Here is a 15,982-nt window from a genome sequence, read left to right as displayed (position 1 = left end):
ATGAGCAGGCGGACGATTTTGACTGATTCAATATAAGAAGGAAAATAAGAGAATTTTACGAAAATCTCTTATTCAATATGCAAAAAATAAATTATAATTATAAATTAAAATCTTATGGAAATCGTTATCATAATATTTAATCTGATAATTTCTTTTACGTTTTTTCATCGGTAGTATTTTTATTTTCCAATTTGCTTTGTCTGTTGAAAGAAATGCAAGTAAGAGGAGTGAGATTATTTTTTACAGCGTTTATGTTGTCAGGGGAGCATTAGTAAGAGGGACTTTCTTTATTGAACGTTTAGAATAATTCCTAAAATGATAAGCTTTCATCCAATGAAGCTATTCATTTTTCCAAAAAGATATCAAGGATAATTTTTTATATTAAATCCAAAAGTGGAAAAATATTGGATGTTTTTTATGTTCTTAACAATGGTTTTATTGAAGGCTTGGAGATATTGGATAGTTGGAAAAGCTGTCAAAACAATTCCACAATTTAAGAAAAAAGTATGTTTATCAAAGGGTTTTCTAAGGCTATAGATAATGGTTAATAATAAAATAGTTTTTTAGAGATGGTCTGTAGAATTAAATATTTGTTGCTCCTAGACGGATTTTAATAGGCACATTACCAGTTTGGCTCGCAACGCGTAAATGAATACGTACAGGAGGCATTATGAGACGACGGTTGCGCATTGTTTGGCAAATGAGAAGGTTAACAAGAGATTGTGTATCTAATGCAGTCGAATTATATTTTAAACCAGTAAGTTTTGCAGCAGCATCGTGAAGAGAACGCAATGAAAGGAGGGATGATTGCTTCAATAAAATTTCTTTTTTATGGAATGAAGCAAAAGCATTATCTGTCATAATACTATCCTTAACGCAGAATTCAAAATTTTTTAGTAGGCTACAGTATAGCAGTTAAAATTTGCTTTCTTTAATGTAGAACAAGCATCAAATGCAGCTTTTTTTGATTGAAACCCTGTAAAGCGCGCCCGGTAATAACGCTGCCCATTCTTTTCAAACAGTTGCATATGTGAAGATGCGTGCTTTAAAGTAGAAAAAGCTATATTTTTTGCTTTTAAAAGTAGAGTTTTTGCTTGTTCTTCACTAGGAAGAGAACCTATTTGGATAGCCCATCCGGCATTTTCGGACAAAGAGGCTGTTACAATTTTATGAGTCTCAACCGGTATAGTTTTTTGAGGGTTCGGTATTGGTATAATTACCTTATTTACAGCCGTTATTGCGATGTTGGAGTTTTTAGGTTGTTCTGCAAATGCTGTCAACATAGTCGAAATTTCATCGTCAAAATTACTTAAATCATCTTTAATGGTTGGTATAGGAGTATTGGCGCCAGTGGGTAAGTGATAGCGTACAGAAGCTATTAAATGTTCACCACTTTTCATTTGGCTTGCTTTGGGCAAATATTGATTCAATAAGCTAGCCATATGCTCGTCACGTGCAGTAGATGATTTACCTCCCATAACAACAGCGACAATAGAGCGCCCCTCAAGACGCATCGAAGTTGCTAAATTAGAACCTGACATTTGTGTGTATCCTGTTTTAATTCCATCGACACCTTTCATTATTTTAACAAGTTTATTGTGGCTGTTAATTTTATGTCCACGGAAATTAAAACTTTTTGTTTTGAACAATTTATATTGTTTGGGAAAATGTTTACGTAAAGCTAATGACAAAGTCGCTATATCTCGTGCTGTAGAATAATTGCGCACATCCGGAAGTCCTGAAGCATTTGCGAAATGTGTATGTTTCATGCCAAGTTTATGAGCTTTTGCTGTCATCATTTGAGCGAATTTTTTTTCACTACCTCCAAGATATTCTGCAATGGCAGCAGCAACATCATTTGCAGATCTTGTAATGAGTGCTTTAGCTGCTGATTCTGCAGAAATTGTTTGGCCTGCTTTAAACCCAATTTTTGTCGGTGGACGCATTGCTGCATAATGTGAAACAGGAATTGGTGTATTGGGTGTCACACGACGCATCTGCATAGCTTCAAAGAGTAAGTACAATGTCATCATTTTTGTTAAAGAAGCAGGATAACGTTTCAGTGTTGCATTGGCTTGAAATAGAGTTTTTCCCGTAGTAGCATCTATAACAATAGCCGCATACTTATCAGGATAGGCGCCTTGAGGTGTGGCTGATGCCCAACAGTAAGAAAAAGCTAACACAACAAAAGAAATTGCTATTGTTTTACAGTAGCGCATAATTTTTTGATAATTAATATACACTTGCAGTATCCTATTTCTCCATTTATCCTGAAAAACTTCTATAAAGCTTCCTTTTCTGTAATTTGTTGATGTAATTTAGACGAATGGTATTACTAATTTGTTTACAGAAGTTATTTTATGAGTGAGTGATTGAAGTCTAACCATAGAGGGAAATTTTTTTCTAATACAAACAGGTATTGCAATAGTTATGAAAGAATTTAAAATTAATAAAAAATGTGCTGCATGGAAAACGATAATGGGACAGACGCTCATAATAAACTCTATAGCTCATATTATGCATAATGAAAAGGGCAAGAATTGGGATGAAGGTAGGCATGGTGCGGTTATAATGCCTAAGGCTAGAGAAAAACTCGAAAAACCTAAATTATGTCGAGTTTTTTTGCTTAATGATGATTACACACCTATGGATTTTGTTGTTTTTGTTTTGAAGAACTTTTTTAAAAAAAGTTTCGAAGAGGCAACGCGGATAATGTTAAATGTTCATCACAATGGGATAGGAGAATGTGGGACTTATACTTATGAAGTCGCTGAAATGAAAATATTACAAGTGAGAGAATGTGCGCGTCAAAATGAACATCCGTTACAATGTGTAATGGAATGGAAGTGAGGAGCTATGCCATCTTTTACACCTAGTCTTGAAGAGGTTTTACATCGTGCATTAACAATTGCTACTCAAGCACGGCATGAATATGCAACATTAGAGCATCTTCTACTTGCGCTGTTAGATGATGCCGATGCAAATTCCGTTATTCAGGCTTGCCAAGTAGATGTGGAGGAATTGCGAGAGCGCTTAACCAATTATCTTCGCTCAGAGTTAGATGAACAGATTAGAGCTGATGAGGATACAAAGCCTACAGCTTTTTTCCAGCGTGTTATCCAACGTGCGGTGATTCATGCACAATCGGCTGGAAAAGATGAAGTATCGGGGGCAAATGTTCTTGTTGCAATTTTTTCTGAACGTGAAAGCCATGCAGCATATTTTCTTCAAGAGATGGGAATGACACGCTATGATGCTGTACGTTTTATTTCACAGGGTGTCACGCGTGATGATGGGTTATCCATGTTACTTGAAGGACTTGAAGAGCAATTAGATCAGCAGATTTCGGATAATGGTGAAAGAGGAACAAGTGCTTTAACGAATTATTGTGTTGATCTCAATTGTAAAGCACGTAATGGAAAAATTGATTTATTAATTGGCCGTGAAATAGAAATTTCACGCATGATTCAGATTTTATGTCGAAGGTCGAAAAACAATCCGCTTTTGGTTGGTGATCCTGGAGTGGGGAAAACCGCTATAATTGAGGGATTGGCAAAACGCATTGTTGATGGGCAAGTACCTGAAGTTTTATCAAATGCAACAATATTTTCTCTTGATATGGGGGGACTTGTTGCAGGTACACGTTATCGCGGTGATTTTGAAGAACGCTTAAAGCAAGTTATTAAAGAGTTTGAGCTGTATCCAGATGCTATTTTATTTATTGATGAAATTCATACCTTAATTGGAGCAGGAGCGACATTAGGGGGAAATATGGATGCAGCAAATCTTTTGAAACCTGTATTATCTTCTGGAACTATGCGATGTATTGGTTCGACGACTTATAGAGAATATCGCAAATTCTTTGAACAAGATCGTGCTTTAGAGCGTCGTTTTCAGAAGATTGATATTAATGAACCTTCTGTTACAGATGCGATTAAGATTTTGCAAGGGATGAAGCCTTACTTTGAAGATTTTCATCAGATTAAATATACAGATCAGGCGATGAAGGCATCTGTAGAATTATCTTCACGTTATATAATTGATCGTAGGTTACCTGACAAAGCAATTGATATTATTGATGAAAGTGGCGCAGCGCAAAAGCTTTTGCCACAAAAACAACGCAAGAAGAGTATAGGTGTTAAAGAAATTGAAGCGACTGTTGCTACAATTGCAAGAATTCCACCAAAAACAGTTTCCCGGAATGATCAGAAGATACTGAGTAAGCTTGAAAGAGAACTCAAACATGTTGTTTATGGTCAAGATCAGGCAATTTCCATCTTAGTTTCATCCATAAAATTGGCGCGAGCAGGTTTACGCGAACCGGATAAACCAATAGGAAGTTATTTATTTTCAGGACCAACAGGTGTAGGAAAAACTGAAGTTGCAAAACAGCTTGCATCATCTTTAGGCATTGAATTATTGCGTTTTGATATGTCAGAATATATGGAACGGCATACGATAGCACGTTTAATCGGAGCACCTCCAGGTTATATAGGGTTTGATCAAGGAGGTCTCCTTACAGATGCCGTTGATCAGAAACCTCACGCAGTTCTATTGCTAGATGAGATTGAGAAAGCGCATCCAGAGTTATTTAATATTTTATTGCAGGTAATGGATTATGGTAGATTAACAGACCATAATGGTAAGAAAATTGATTTCCGCAATGTTATTTTGATTATGACGACCAATGCTGGTGCTTCAGATATGGCAAAATCAGCTATTGGATTTGGGAAAGTACATCGTGATGGTGAGGATATAGAAGCAATCAATCGGTTATTTACACCAGAATTTCGTAATCGGTTAGATGCAATTATTCCGTTTGCACCTTTATCTCATTTAATCATCAATCAGATAGTGCAAAAATTTATTTTTCAGCTTGAAGCACAATTAGCTGATCGGGGAATTTGTTTTGAATTAAGCCCTTCTGCAACTTTATGGCTTTCCAATAAAGGATATGATTCTCAGATGGGAGCACGCCCATTAGGGCGTGTTATACAAGAATATATTAAAAAGCCATTAGCTGATGAAATTTTATTTGGAAAGTTACGCAATGGTGGTACCGTTCGCGTATTGACACAAAAATCAAATGGTAAAAAAGAAAGCTTACAGTTAGAAATTTCATCTTCCGATATATCTGTAAGTTCAAAGAAAAGTAAAATGGAAAATTTTACAAAAAAACGTGTAGGAAAAAAAAGCTCAACAACTTAAGAGTGTGTTATAAGGCAGCACGGATTTTTTTTGCATTCTCTTCAAGTATTTCTGTAGGTGTTATCATATCATTATGAGGGGTAAGTTCTATTCCCTTCATACGTGGTATAATATGAAAATGGAGGTGATAAACGGTTTGTTGACTAGCTGCTTCATTAAATTGCATGACAGTTATGCCATCTGCCTGAAAGGCTTTTTTGACGGCATTTGCAATTTTTTGAACAGCTTTAATAACAGGAAATAATGTTTCAGTATCTGCATCAAGTAAGTTTCTCGAGCCTTTTTTAGGAATGACCAGCGTATGACCTGGTGCCTGTGGCATGATATCCATAAATCCAATAACATCATCATCTTCGTAGACACGAACAGAAGGGATTTCATTGCGAATCAATTTAGCAAAAATATTGTTATTGTCGTAAGCTTGTTTCATACAAATATTTCCTTTTATTGTAAGTTTAAGATTCTAATTTAAAAACGAAAAAATGCAAGGTTTATCAGAGTGTAAGACAAAGAAGTATTTTGACTTCAGTTATATTTAGGATGGTGCACTGTCTTAATGAAGGTTTAGATTTCTATGATAGCTTCAACTTCTACAGGAACATCCATAGGAAGAGAGGCAACACCAATAGCAGAACGGGCGTGTTTTCCAATTTCACCAAGGATATTGACGAATAAATTAGAAGCTCCATTGGCAACAAAAGGAATATCGGTAAAATGAGAATCTACAGCCACAAAAACAGTAATTTTTACCACACGTTTTATTTTATTTAAGTCACCCAGAGTTGCCTTGAGTTGCGCGAGAATATTGAGAGCGCAAGCTTCGGATGCTTTTTGGGCTTGTTCGGTATTCACAGTTGCACCAACTTTACCGATGGCTATTGGTTTTCCATTAATAAGGGGGAGTTGTCCAGAAATAAAGAGCTGATTGCCACTTTGTGAAGTGGTGATGTAATTGGCAAGGGGGGAGATTACTTCAGGAAGAGTGATTCCGAACTTCTCTAAGTTTTTTTCAATCATATTGGTCATAATGTTAACTCCATAGCTACTCTATAATATATTCATTGCATAATCTATTTTTTGATTTAAGAAAATGTGTGGTTAATTGAGAAATTAGCCTTTTTTGCCTTATTGTATGATGTTATGCAACGGGGATAAAGTTCGGAAGTTGGGAATGATTAGATCATTATTTATAATAATTTTATATATTGTTTTTTTATGTACTGCGAGAGCTGAAGAACCCATTTTTATTGTGCCTCATCGAGCAATTTATGATTTTCATCTCGATAGTGTTTCTCATGAAATGACAATTTCTGCGATGTCAGGACGAATGGTTTACGAGCTTACTGGTTCGGCATGCCAAGGCTATAGCACACGTTTTCGTTTCATTAGCCGTGTTCACATTGAAGATATGCCAGTACGTTTGACTGATCAACAGACGACGAGTTATGAGACAGGAGACAGCCGTACATTTCGTTTTAATATCACAGATCAAGAGGGAGAAGAGGTTGTGCATCGTGCCGAGGGGGTTGCGGAGCGTACTCAAGATGGTATTACAGTTACCTTAAAAAAGCCAAAGGAAAAAGAGTATAAGCTTGCAATGGCTGAATTTCCAATAATGCAACTAAAAAATATTATCCGCCATGCAAAAGCAGGAGATCATTTTTACAATGTTACTGTATTTGATGGGACAAATAAAGCAGATAAAGTTATAAAAGAAAGTATCGTCATAGGGGAAAAGAAGACGCTTTTATCTGATAGCGAAACGGAAAAAGTAAGAAAATTGGATGAAGAAGAATATTGGCCTGTTACAATTTCTTATTTTGATGATGGAGAAAATAAAGATGGTTTGCCGGTTTATCGTAGCAGTTTTCTCTTACATGAGAATGGTGTCATGCGTGATCTTCATATAGATTATGGAACTTTTTCAGTGCGTGCAAAATTGAACAGTCTCGAATTCTTGGAACTTGGAAAAGATCTTAATCAATGTGAAAATGCAAATATTAAATGATTAAAGAAAATAACTTGAAAAAGAATCAAATATTAGTATGTTTGCGCTATTCCACACGCGGAGTCTGGGTGTTTGCAAATGATCTGTGAGAAAATTCTAGCAAGCATCCGCCGGTAGCAGGTCTTCCTGCTTTTTCCGCGGAGGTTGAACCGGAAAGGATAAGATTTATGGCACTACCCGATTTTACTATGCACCAGCTTTTAGAAGCCGGTGTGCATTTTGGTCACCAGACTCATCGCTGGAATCCCAAAATGACTCCCTATATTTATGGTCAGCGTAATAATATCCATATTATTGACCTTGCTCAGACCGTTCCACTTTTACACCAAGCGCTTAAACTTGTTTCAGATACTGTAGCGCGTGGTGGTCGTATTCTCTTTGTTGGTACGAAACGGCAAGCATCTGACATTATCGCAGATGCGGCGAATCGTTCCGCCCAGTATTACGTTAATGCACGTTGGCTTGGCGGCATGCTCACAAACTGGAAAACGATTTCCAATTCGATCCATCGTTTGCGGAAGCTTGATAAAATTCTTGCTGCTGAAGCGCAAGGCTTTACCAAAAAGGAACGTTTAAATCTTGAACGTGATCGTGAAAAGCTTAATCGTGCGCTTGGTGGTATTAAAGATATGGGTTCTGTTCCAGATCTTATCTTTGTTATCGATACGAATAAAGAAAATATTGCACTCCAAGAAGCAAAACGTTTAGGTATTCCAGTGATTGCTATTATTGATACCAATTGTGATCCAGATGACGTAACACATCCAATACCAGGTAATGACGATGCTTCACGTGCAATTTCTCTTTATTGCGATCTTTTTGCCCGTGCTGCTCTTGATGGTATTGCACGCCAGCAAGGAGCAATGGGTATCGATTTAGGAGCTCAAGTTGATGCACCTGTGGAGCCTATTTTGGAAGAAAATGCAGTTTCAGAAGTTTCTGAATAATATAAAACGCCTAATTAAGGTACTTTTATTGTCTAAAGAAGAAGTTATAGGCGTGCAGAGGGATTTTGCACGCTTTCACTGTTACAAAATAAAGAGGCAAATATGAGCATTACTGCTGCACAAGTAAAAGAACTTCGAGAACTATCTGGCGCTGGTATGATGGACTGTAAAGCCGCTCTAGCAGAGACTAATGGTGATATGGAAGCTGCTGTTGATTGGCTTCGTAAAAAAGGAATAGCTAAAGCAGATAAAAAGGCTGGTCGTACAGCAGCTGAGGGATTAATCGGAGTCGTATCAAAAGATTCACATGCAGTTTTGGTTGAGATTAATTCTGAAACAGATTTTGTTGCACGCAATGATGGATTCCAAGACATTGTGCGTAAAGTAGCAACTGCTGCCTTAGATACGCCAGGGGATGTTGAATCTGTTTCTGTTTCTCTTTATCCAGGCTCTGAGAAGACTGTAGAGCTTACGATTAAAGATGCAATTGGTACAATTGGCGAAAATATGACATTTCGTCGTTCCGCTAAATTGTCTGTTGAGAATGGTGTTGTTGCGACTTATATACACAATAGTGCGGCTGATGGGCTTGGAAAACTTGGTGTTTTGGTTGCAATTGAAACAACAGGAAATAAGGAAGCTGCTCTTGCTTTTGGTCGGCAGGTCGCGATGCATATTGCGGCAACCAATCCATTAGCACTTACAGCACAAGATGTTGATGCTGCTGCTGTTGAGCGTGAAAAAGCAATTTTTTCAGATCAAGCACGTCAGTCTGGAAAACCTGAAAATATCATTGAAAAAATGGTAGAAGGACGTATGCGTAAGTTTTTTGAAGAGGTTGTTTTGCTTTCTCAAGCTTTTGTTATGAATCCTGATATAACTGTTGAGGCCGCTTTAAAGGATGCTGAGAAATTAATTGGTGCTCCAGCAAAAATTACAGGCTTTATTCGTTTTGCATTAGGTGAAGGTGTGGAAAAAGAGGAGTCTGATTTTGCTGCAGAGGTTGCTGCTGCTGTAAAAGGCTAGTTATTGCAAACTCTTGAACAGAGATTTAAAGTCATATCGTTGGTTGTAGAATCTCTGAGGGGAACAATGTAATTGTTGAGAGGGCGTCACGTGAAAAAAGTGGTGCCCTTCGTGATGTCAAAAGCAAAAAGTAAATGGGCTTTTGGGGAGATTATTAATGGCATTAGCACTTCCGTATAAACGTATTCTTTTAAAGGCTTCTGGTGAAGCTCTTATGGGAGGGCAGAATTTTGGCATTGATGTTTCTGTTGTAGACCGTATTGCCGCTGATATTGCAGAAGTGCGCACAATGGGGATAGAAGTTGCGGTTGTTATCGGTGGGGGAAATATTTTTCGTGGCGTTGCTGTTGCTTCGCATGGTGGGGACCGAGTGACAGGTGATCATATGGGAATGCTTGCAACTGCTATTAACTCTTTAGCATTGCGAACATCTTTGACAAAATTAGGGGTTGAAACTGTTGTACTCTCTGCGATTGCTATGCCACAAATTTGTGAAAGTTTCTCGCAACGTAAAGCAATAGCTTATATGAATCAGGGAAAAGTTGTTATTTTTGCAGGTGGTACAGGAAATCCATTTTTTACCACTGATTCTGCTGCTACTTTACGTGCAGCAGAAATTGGTGCGGATGTCCTTCTTAAAGGAACACAAGTTGATGGTATTTATTCAGCAGATCCAAAAATAGACCCTACGGCTAAGCGTTTTGACCAATTAACACATGTTGAAGTTTTGCAATGGGGATTATCTGTTATGGATTCAACGGCGGTCACTTTAGCACGTGAGAACAATGTACCGATTATTGTGTATTCCATTCATGAAAAAGGCGGTTTGGCTAAGGTCTTGAATGGAACAGGACGCTTTACAATAGTATCGGAATAAGGGTAAGCTTCAAAGGACAATTGAAGGAGGCAGAAATATGAATGTTACATCAATTATGGATGATCTGAAACGTCGCATGGATGGTGCCATTACGGCTTTTAAACATGAATTAGGTGGTTTGCGGACTGGACGTGCATCGGCCAGTTTATTAGAGCCGTTGACCGTTGAATCTTATGGTTCTGTTGTGCATATAAATCAGGTTGCTAATATTTCTGTTCCCGAACCTCGGATGCTTTCTGTTTCTGTATGGGATAAAACGATGGTCGGAGCTGTAGAGCGCGCTATTCGCGATTCTGGTCTTGGTTTAAATCCCATAACTGATGGTACGAATCTACGTATTCCTTTGCCTGAGTTGAATGAAGAGCGCCGTAAAGAACTTGTAAAAATTGCGCATCACTATGCAGAGCAAGCGCGTGTTGCTACACGTCATGTCCGTCGGGATGGTCTGGACAATTTGAAAAAGTTAGAAAAAGATGGTGAAATTGGACAAGATGAAGCCCATAGTTTGTCTGAAAAAGTTCAAAAACTCACAGATGAAACTATTGCTGATATTGATAAAATTTTAGCCGTAAAAGAATCTGAAATTATGCACGTTTAAGATGGTTTTGTCGCTAGAAAAAGGATGTTATACTCCCAAGCCTGTAAATTGTTTCTAGGGATAATAGGAGGGGTGGTGTGTTCTGTGATAGCAAGGTGTGATGCAGGAAGGTATTCTATCATTTTGATATGGGAGAGACTGACTTGAAAGGGCAGATGTTTAAATTTTTTAATCTGCGTGGTAAATCATGCCCTTTGCTGGAAGACACTATTTAACAGCATAGTGTGGGCTTTTAGTTGAGTACGTCTTTGTTAAACTGCATAATGAAAGCATTATTAGAAATTATTCAAATATTCTAAGATGAAGGTTGGGGAAAGAATATTAAGCCTAACCTTTCTCTTATTTCTCATTATAAAACATGTGGGTATGATCGATCAAGCAGATGTTATGTGGCGTAATTCGTTTTTTAATGACGAATAGTTGATAGAAAAGTGTTTTTATACGAAACCTATATTAGTTAATTTGTATGGGGCAGAGGTAGCTGCTTTTTCATTTTATATTTGAGAAAATATTAAAAAATATTTAGGATTAATCTTGACTGAGATTTTTGAAGCTGTTTTCATTGATTATTAGTCTCATAAGCGCTATCTTAGTAGACTGAATTATTTATGATAAATTATAAGAGAAATTATACAGGTATGAGATAAAAACACTGCGTAGGGGAATTTTTCTTGCGTTAATTTCAGGGCTTGTATTTTCTATTTTTATTGTTTGGATGTTGTTTTGTCTAATTTGGTTTATCGTATTCTGACAGCTTTTGTTTTTGGCGTTATTGCGTTGTATCTAACATGGTTGGGAGGAAACTTCTTTTTTTTATTTGTATGGTGTATTGGCGGTTTTGTTCTTTATGAGTGGATGAGTATTACTAAAGAGAAGTGGTGTGTTTTACAAAAAATATTAGCAAGTATCTTTTATTTAATCTTTGGCTTTTTTTTAGTGTTGAGTGTATCTGCTTCATTGATTTTTTGTGTTTTAATCGTTTTGGCTGCGGTGTTGGCTATTATATCTATAAAAAAGAGTGGTTGGGTTTTTTGTGGTTTTTTATATGCATCTTTTCCTGTTGTTGCTTTATGCTTTCTACGGGATCATGAAATGTTGGGGTTCCAAGTTGTTATTTTCTTATTTACGATAGTGTGGGGAACAGATATTGGTGGTTATTTTATCGGACGTGCATTAGGGGGCCCTAAATTAGCACCACAATTTTCTCCTAATAAAACATGGTCAGGAGCACTTGGTGGTACATTTGTCGGAGTTTTCGGTGGTATATGGGTTGCTTTTGGATTTTTTGATATAAATTTAGCTAGTTTTTTTGTGCCACTCCTTACACTTGTTTTATCAATTGTTTCACAATTGAGTGATTTAGGGCAATCGTGGCTCAAAAGACGGTTTTCTGTTAAAGATTCTAGTTCTTTATTGCCTGGACATGGTGGTTTTATGGATCGTATAGATGGATTGGTAGGGGCAGCTTTTCTTCTTTATTTAATTGGTTCATTTATGTCTGATATGGATGCGCCTTTTAATCTTTTTAGTATGATCTAATTGGGAGAAGATCGTTTGGAACTTTTAAATCATATCGTCACTATGGGTGATTTTCTTTTAAGAAGTTTGAGTATTCTTTTCATCATTATGATTATCATTTTTGTGCACGAATTTGGGCATTATCTCATTGGTCGGTGGTGTGGTATTAAGGCGTTAATTTTTTCGCTTGGATTTGGACCAGAAATAGCGAGTTATACAGATAAGCATGGCACGAAGTGGCGTTTAGCACTTATCCCCTTAGGAGGTTATGTAAAATTTGTTGGGGATGAGGAAAAAATCGATACGGAATCATCCCAATCATCTCTGATTGTTGATGGTTCATTTGCTAGTGCGCATGCTTGGAAAAAAGCAGCAACTGTTTTTGCCGGTCCTTTCTTCAATGCCCTTTTTACTGTTGTTATTCTAACATTTTTTTTCTTTATCTATGGTCGTGTAGCCATTGAGCCCGTTGTTGGTTCTTTGGTAAAAGATAGCCCTGCTCTTCAATCCGGTTTGGAATTAGGTGATCGTTTTGTTGAAATGGATGGACGACGGGTTGAAAGCTTTGAAGATTTGATGAATTATGTAGCTTTTCATGGAAGAGAACCCATAGAGTTTAAAATAGAACGCATGGGGCGAGTCTTTACAACCATGATTACCCCGAAAGTCGTTGAGCGAGATGATGGATTTGGTAATCGAACACGAAGTGCTATGATAGGTGTAGGTGTTCCTGTTGATTTAAATAATCCAGCACATTTAGATCCAACTTATATAAAACATATTCGCTATGGTTTTGTAACAGCTGTAAGAGAAGCGTCAGACCGTACTGTGTTTATCGCCACTCAAACCGTTCTTTTTATGAGTCGTTTAATAGGAGGCAAAGAGGATCGTTGTCGGCTAAGTGGACCTTCTAAAACCGTTAAAATTGCTTGGAAAGTGAGCGAGACAGGTTTTATCTCTTTGTTGAATTTGGCAGCTTTTCTTTCAATAAGTGTTGGGCTTATTAACCTTTTTCCGATTCTACCGCTTGACGGTGGGCATCTTTTATTGCATGTCATTGAGGTCATTACTGGGAGAAAAATATCTGCCAAAATTCAGGGAATCGTTTTTCGTTTAGGTTTTTCCATTCTTCTCCTTTTTATGATCTTTGTCTTTTTTAATGATTATTTTTGTTGGTTTAGCTAATTAAATTATGGAAAACGCTTTATAAATTAAGTAATAATAGCAAAAACAAATTGAAGGTTGTTTACCATGTCTACAAAATGTTGTGGCGTTGTAGATTATAATGAGTAATTAAGGAATGAAAAGTCTCGCTGTAAAAAGGTTGTTATGGCAGTTAGCTTTTTAAGGCATCATGTCCAAGGAACGAGAGTAAGGTAAAAAAGCCAATGACTACGAATTCAAAGTTTTTAAATGCAGCATCTGTATTGGTGTTAAAGATGGGGATGATTGCCCCAGCAACGGTTTTTATGTCAATTGCTGCGGTCGGAGAAATACAAGCGTCTGTAGTCCGCTCTATTGAGGTTCGTGGGAATAAGTTTGTAAGTTCTCAGGCGATTCGAGACAATATGGGGATTAAGGTTGGGCAAGGTGTTTCCAGTGGTGATGTTGATAGTGCTGTGAAGAACCTTTTCGAATTGGGTTTATTTTATGATGTTAAAATAAATCCGGTGGGTGATAAATTGGTTGTATTCGTAAAAGAATATGAGGTTGTCAATCAAATATTGTTTCAAGGAAATAAATCTTTTAAAGACCCAGATCTTAAGCGGTTTATTTCTTTAAAACCGAATGAGCCTTTTAATTCTGCTAAGCTTTCTGCTGATATAAATACAATTCGTGAGGCTTATAAAACTCTTGGTCGTAATAATATCACTGTTAACGTTCAAACGATTAACCTTGGAAAAGGGCGGGTTAATGTGGTATTTAATGTCGTTGAAGGGAAAAAAACAAAGATTGGTGATATCACTTTTAAGGGCAATAGTGTCTTTGGAAGTCGCCGTTTGCGTGATGTGATTTCAACAAAAACTTCAGGAATTTTTTCGAAGTTGTTGGGAGGTGATGTTTACAGTGAAGAGCGCCTCGCTGTTGATGAAGAAGCTTTACGTCGCTTTTATTATAACCGTGGTTATGCAGATTTTCGTGTAGTCTCTTCTAAAGCAACTTTTGATGCAGCAAGCAATACGTATAAAATTTCTTTCGTTCTTGATGAGGGTGCGCTCTATAAAATTAGCGATATTCAGGTTGAAAGTGATGTTGATGGAATTGACGTTCAATCTGTGAAAAGGGTGCTTAAAACCCAGCCAGGTAATGTTTATAGTGCAGAAGATATTGAACAGTCTGTTGCAACTATTAATAACAAAGTTGCTGATTCGGGATATGCTTTTGCTAAAGTTGAACCGCGGGGAAATCGTAATTTAGCAAATCATACAATTTCAATTTTATATAATATTGAACAGGGTACACGTGCTTATATTCAACGTATTGATATACGTGGCAATGAGAAAACGCGTGATTACGTCATTCGCCGTGAGATTGATTTAAATGAAGGAGATGCTTACAATCAAACTTTACTACAGCGGGCGAAACGTCGTCTAGAAAATTTAGGTTTCTTCAAAGCCGTTAATATTTCAATGGTTCCCACAGATCAATCTGACCAAGTTGTTTTGGTAATAGATGTCGTTGAAGCTTCAACAGGAGATCTCTCTCTTTCTGGAGGGTATACAACAGGGGGAACAAGTCCTGGTATGTCACTTGAAGTTTCTGTTACTGAACGTAATCTTGGGGGACGTGGTCAATATGTTCGTTTAGGATTAGGTGCGGGGCAAGAAAAATCTCGTAATTATAATTTATCATTTGTTGATCCTTATTTCTTAGGATATCGTTTATCTGCTGGCGTTGATGTTTTTCGTAGTACTTATCGTGCTGATAAAGCCTATGATGTACGGCAGACAGGTGGATCGCTGCGGTTTTCGTTACCTATTAATAATCAATTATCTGCTAATGTAGCTTATTCTTATGTGCAGGAAGAATATGATTTTGGCGGAGAGTATGATTTTGACAAAGAGGGTGACATAATAGAATTATATGGGAAATATTCTGGGGCGATTGTTCAAGCTGCAAAACACAGCCCTTGGAAACGTTCATCAATTAGCTATGGTTTCACCTATAATACGATTGATGATATGAGATCCCCCCATGATGGGTGGTACGTGCATCTGCTTCAGGAATATGCAGGGCTTGGTGGGAGTGCAAAGTTCTTGAAGACCACGGGTAAGGCGATGATGTACAAGACTCTTTCTGACCAGAAGGATATCGTTGGTTTGCTTTCCTTTGGGGGTGGTTATATCCATGAAGTAGGCAAAGAAGGTGTTCGTATTTTCGATATGTTTAAAGTAAATTCTGATATGATTCGAGGGTTCAAATATAATGGAATAGGTCCGCGCCAGGTTTCCAGTAAGGGTGAGGTTTATTTCTTGGGGGGAACGACATATATGAATGCGACTGCTGAAGTACAGTTTCCTATCCCTGTTGTGCCTGAAGGATTCGGGTTGCGCGGTGCTTTATTTGCGGATGTTGCCACGCTTTATGGCAATAATTATAAAGCCGTTTTTCAGGGTGAACCGTCTGTTACCAATACCAAAAGTGCTTGGCGTTCATCTGCAGGTGTGAGTTTGATGTGGGATTCTCCGTTTGGTCCTTTGCGTTTTGATTATGCTTGGCCAATAACGAAGCAGGAAGGTGATCGTTTGCAACAATTGAACTTTGGTATTTCTACGAAGTTCTGATTTGAGCGATTTTAA

Annotated in this window: 14 protein-coding genes; 10 read left to right on the top strand and 4 right to left on the bottom strand. The window is 37.5% G+C overall.

Translation table 11 applies throughout. The annotated features are described in order from the left end of the window. Positions 1–582 precede the first annotated feature (582 nt). On the bottom strand, positions 583–861 hold the full coding sequence (locus tag ACFILN_RS03340; protein ID WP_273790659.1) for a hypothetical protein: 279 nt from the start codon (positions 859–861) through the stop codon (positions 583–585). Between the two features lie 32 nt (positions 862–893). Beyond that, positions 894–2,243 (bottom strand): D-alanyl-D-alanine carboxypeptidase, encoded by a 1,350-nt coding sequence (locus tag ACFILN_RS03335; RefSeq protein ID WP_375663171.1) that lies wholly within the window; start codon positions 2,241–2,243, stop codon positions 894–896. Positions 2,244–2,478: 235 nt separating this feature from the next. Here ACFILN_RS03335 and clpS point away from each other — a divergent pair, with 235 nt between their 5' ends. Both clpS and clpA read left to right on the top strand, forming a co-directional pair. Continuing rightward, on the top strand, positions 2,479–2,850 hold the full coding sequence (gene clpS / locus ACFILN_RS03330; protein ID WP_273790742.1) for an ATP-dependent Clp protease adapter ClpS: 372 nt from the start codon (positions 2,479–2,481) through the stop codon (positions 2,848–2,850). A 6-nt stretch (positions 2,851–2,856) separates the two neighbouring features. Continuing rightward, positions 2,857–5,208, top strand: a complete 2,352-nt coding sequence (gene clpA / locus ACFILN_RS03325) for an ATP-dependent Clp protease ATP-binding subunit ClpA (RefSeq protein WP_375654508.1) — start codon at positions 2,857–2,859, stop codon at positions 5,206–5,208. A gap of 7 nt (positions 5,209–5,215) precedes the next feature. Here clpA and ACFILN_RS03320 read toward each other — a convergent pair whose 3' ends face one another. Next, positions 5,216–5,638: an HIT family protein gene (locus tag ACFILN_RS03320; RefSeq protein WP_273790662.1), complete on the bottom strand. Its 423-nt coding sequence runs from the start codon at positions 5,636–5,638 to the stop codon at positions 5,216–5,218. Positions 5,639–5,772: 134 nt separating this feature from the next. Continuing rightward, the gene (locus ACFILN_RS03315) at positions 5,773–6,234 is read right to left on the bottom strand and encodes a RidA family protein (protein ID WP_375607219.1); all 462 of its coding nucleotides are present in this window, start codon (positions 6,232–6,234) and stop codon (positions 5,773–5,775) included. A gap of 145 nt (positions 6,235–6,379) precedes the next feature. Here ACFILN_RS03315 and ACFILN_RS03310 point away from each other — a divergent pair, with 145 nt between their 5' ends. From ACFILN_RS03310 to bamA, 8 genes are all read left to right on the top strand, one after another. Further along, positions 6,380–7,216, top strand: a complete 837-nt coding sequence (locus ACFILN_RS03310) for a cell envelope integrity EipB family protein (protein WP_273790664.1) — start codon at positions 6,380–6,382, stop codon at positions 7,214–7,216. A gap of 167 nt (positions 7,217–7,383) precedes the next feature. Then, positions 7,384–8,163, top strand: a complete 780-nt coding sequence (gene rpsB / locus ACFILN_RS03305) for a 30S ribosomal protein S2 (protein ID WP_273788135.1) — start codon at positions 7,384–7,386, stop codon at positions 8,161–8,163. Between the two features lie 102 nt (positions 8,164–8,265). Next, the gene (gene tsf / locus ACFILN_RS03300; protein WP_375667271.1) at positions 8,266–9,189 is read left to right on the top strand and encodes a translation elongation factor Ts; all 924 of its coding nucleotides are present in this window, start codon (positions 8,266–8,268) and stop codon (positions 9,187–9,189) included. Between the two features lie 157 nt (positions 9,190–9,346). Further along, positions 9,347–10,066 (top strand): UMP kinase, encoded by a 720-nt coding sequence (gene pyrH, locus ACFILN_RS03295; RefSeq protein WP_273790666.1) that lies wholly within the window; start codon positions 9,347–9,349, stop codon positions 10,064–10,066. Positions 10,067–10,103: 37 nt separating this feature from the next. Next, positions 10,104–10,664, top strand: coding sequence for a ribosome recycling factor (gene frr, locus ACFILN_RS03290; RefSeq protein ID WP_273790667.1), 561 nt, complete (start codon positions 10,104–10,106; stop codon positions 10,662–10,664). Between the two features lie 723 nt (positions 10,665–11,387). Beyond that, complete coding sequence (locus tag ACFILN_RS03285) at positions 11,388–12,203, top strand: phosphatidate cytidylyltransferase (protein ID WP_375670848.1); 816 nt, start codon at positions 11,388–11,390, stop codon at positions 12,201–12,203. A gap of 15 nt (positions 12,204–12,218) precedes the next feature. Further along, positions 12,219–13,367: an RIP metalloprotease gene (locus ACFILN_RS03280; RefSeq protein ID WP_375660091.1), complete on the top strand. Its 1,149-nt coding sequence runs from the start codon at positions 12,219–12,221 to the stop codon at positions 13,365–13,367. Positions 13,368–13,570: 203 nt separating this feature from the next. Beyond that, a complete protein-coding gene (bamA, locus tag ACFILN_RS03275) occupies positions 13,571–15,967 on the top strand; it encodes an outer membrane protein assembly factor BamA (protein WP_375670846.1) in 2,397 nt (798 codons plus the stop codon). Positions 15,968–15,982: the final 15 nt, after the last annotated feature.

The sequence above is a fragment of the Bartonella sp. CL434QHHD genome, from assembly GCF_042195145.1.
Taxonomy (GTDB): domain Bacteria; phylum Pseudomonadota; class Alphaproteobacteria; order Rhizobiales; family Rhizobiaceae; genus Bartonella.
The sequence above is the reverse complement of the archived record's forward strand: the minus strand, read 5'-3'. Positions and strand labels throughout refer to the sequence as shown.

Coding starts and splice junctions, on each gene's coding strand:
- clpA (WP_375654508.1), top strand. CDS start 2,857: ATGCCATCTTTTACACCTAGTCTTGAAGAGGTTTTACATCGTGCATTA.
- ACFILN_RS03340 (WP_273790659.1), bottom strand. CDS start 861: ATGACAGATAATGCTTTTGCTTCATTCCATAAAAAAGAAATTTTATTG.
- ACFILN_RS03320 (WP_273790662.1), bottom strand. CDS start 5,638: ATGAAACAAGCTTACGACAATAACAATATTTTTGCTAAATTGATTCGC.
- clpS (WP_273790742.1), top strand. CDS start 2,479: ATGGGACAGACGCTCATAATAAACTCTATAGCTCATATTATGCATAAT.
- pyrH (WP_273790666.1), top strand. CDS start 9,347: ATGGCATTAGCACTTCCGTATAAACGTATTCTTTTAAAGGCTTCTGGT.
- frr (WP_273790667.1), top strand. CDS start 10,104: ATGAATGTTACATCAATTATGGATGATCTGAAACGTCGCATGGATGGT.
- bamA (WP_375670846.1), top strand. CDS start 13,571: ATGACTACGAATTCAAAGTTTTTAAATGCAGCATCTGTATTGGTGTTA.
- ACFILN_RS03310 (WP_273790664.1), top strand. CDS start 6,380: ATGATTAGATCATTATTTATAATAATTTTATATATTGTTTTTTTATGT.
- rpsB (WP_273788135.1), top strand. CDS start 7,384: ATGGCACTACCCGATTTTACTATGCACCAGCTTTTAGAAGCCGGTGTG.
- ACFILN_RS03315 (WP_375607219.1), bottom strand. CDS start 6,234: ATGACCAATATGATTGAAAAAAACTTAGAGAAGTTCGGAATCACTCTT.
- tsf (WP_375667271.1), top strand. CDS start 8,266: ATGAGCATTACTGCTGCACAAGTAAAAGAACTTCGAGAACTATCTGGC.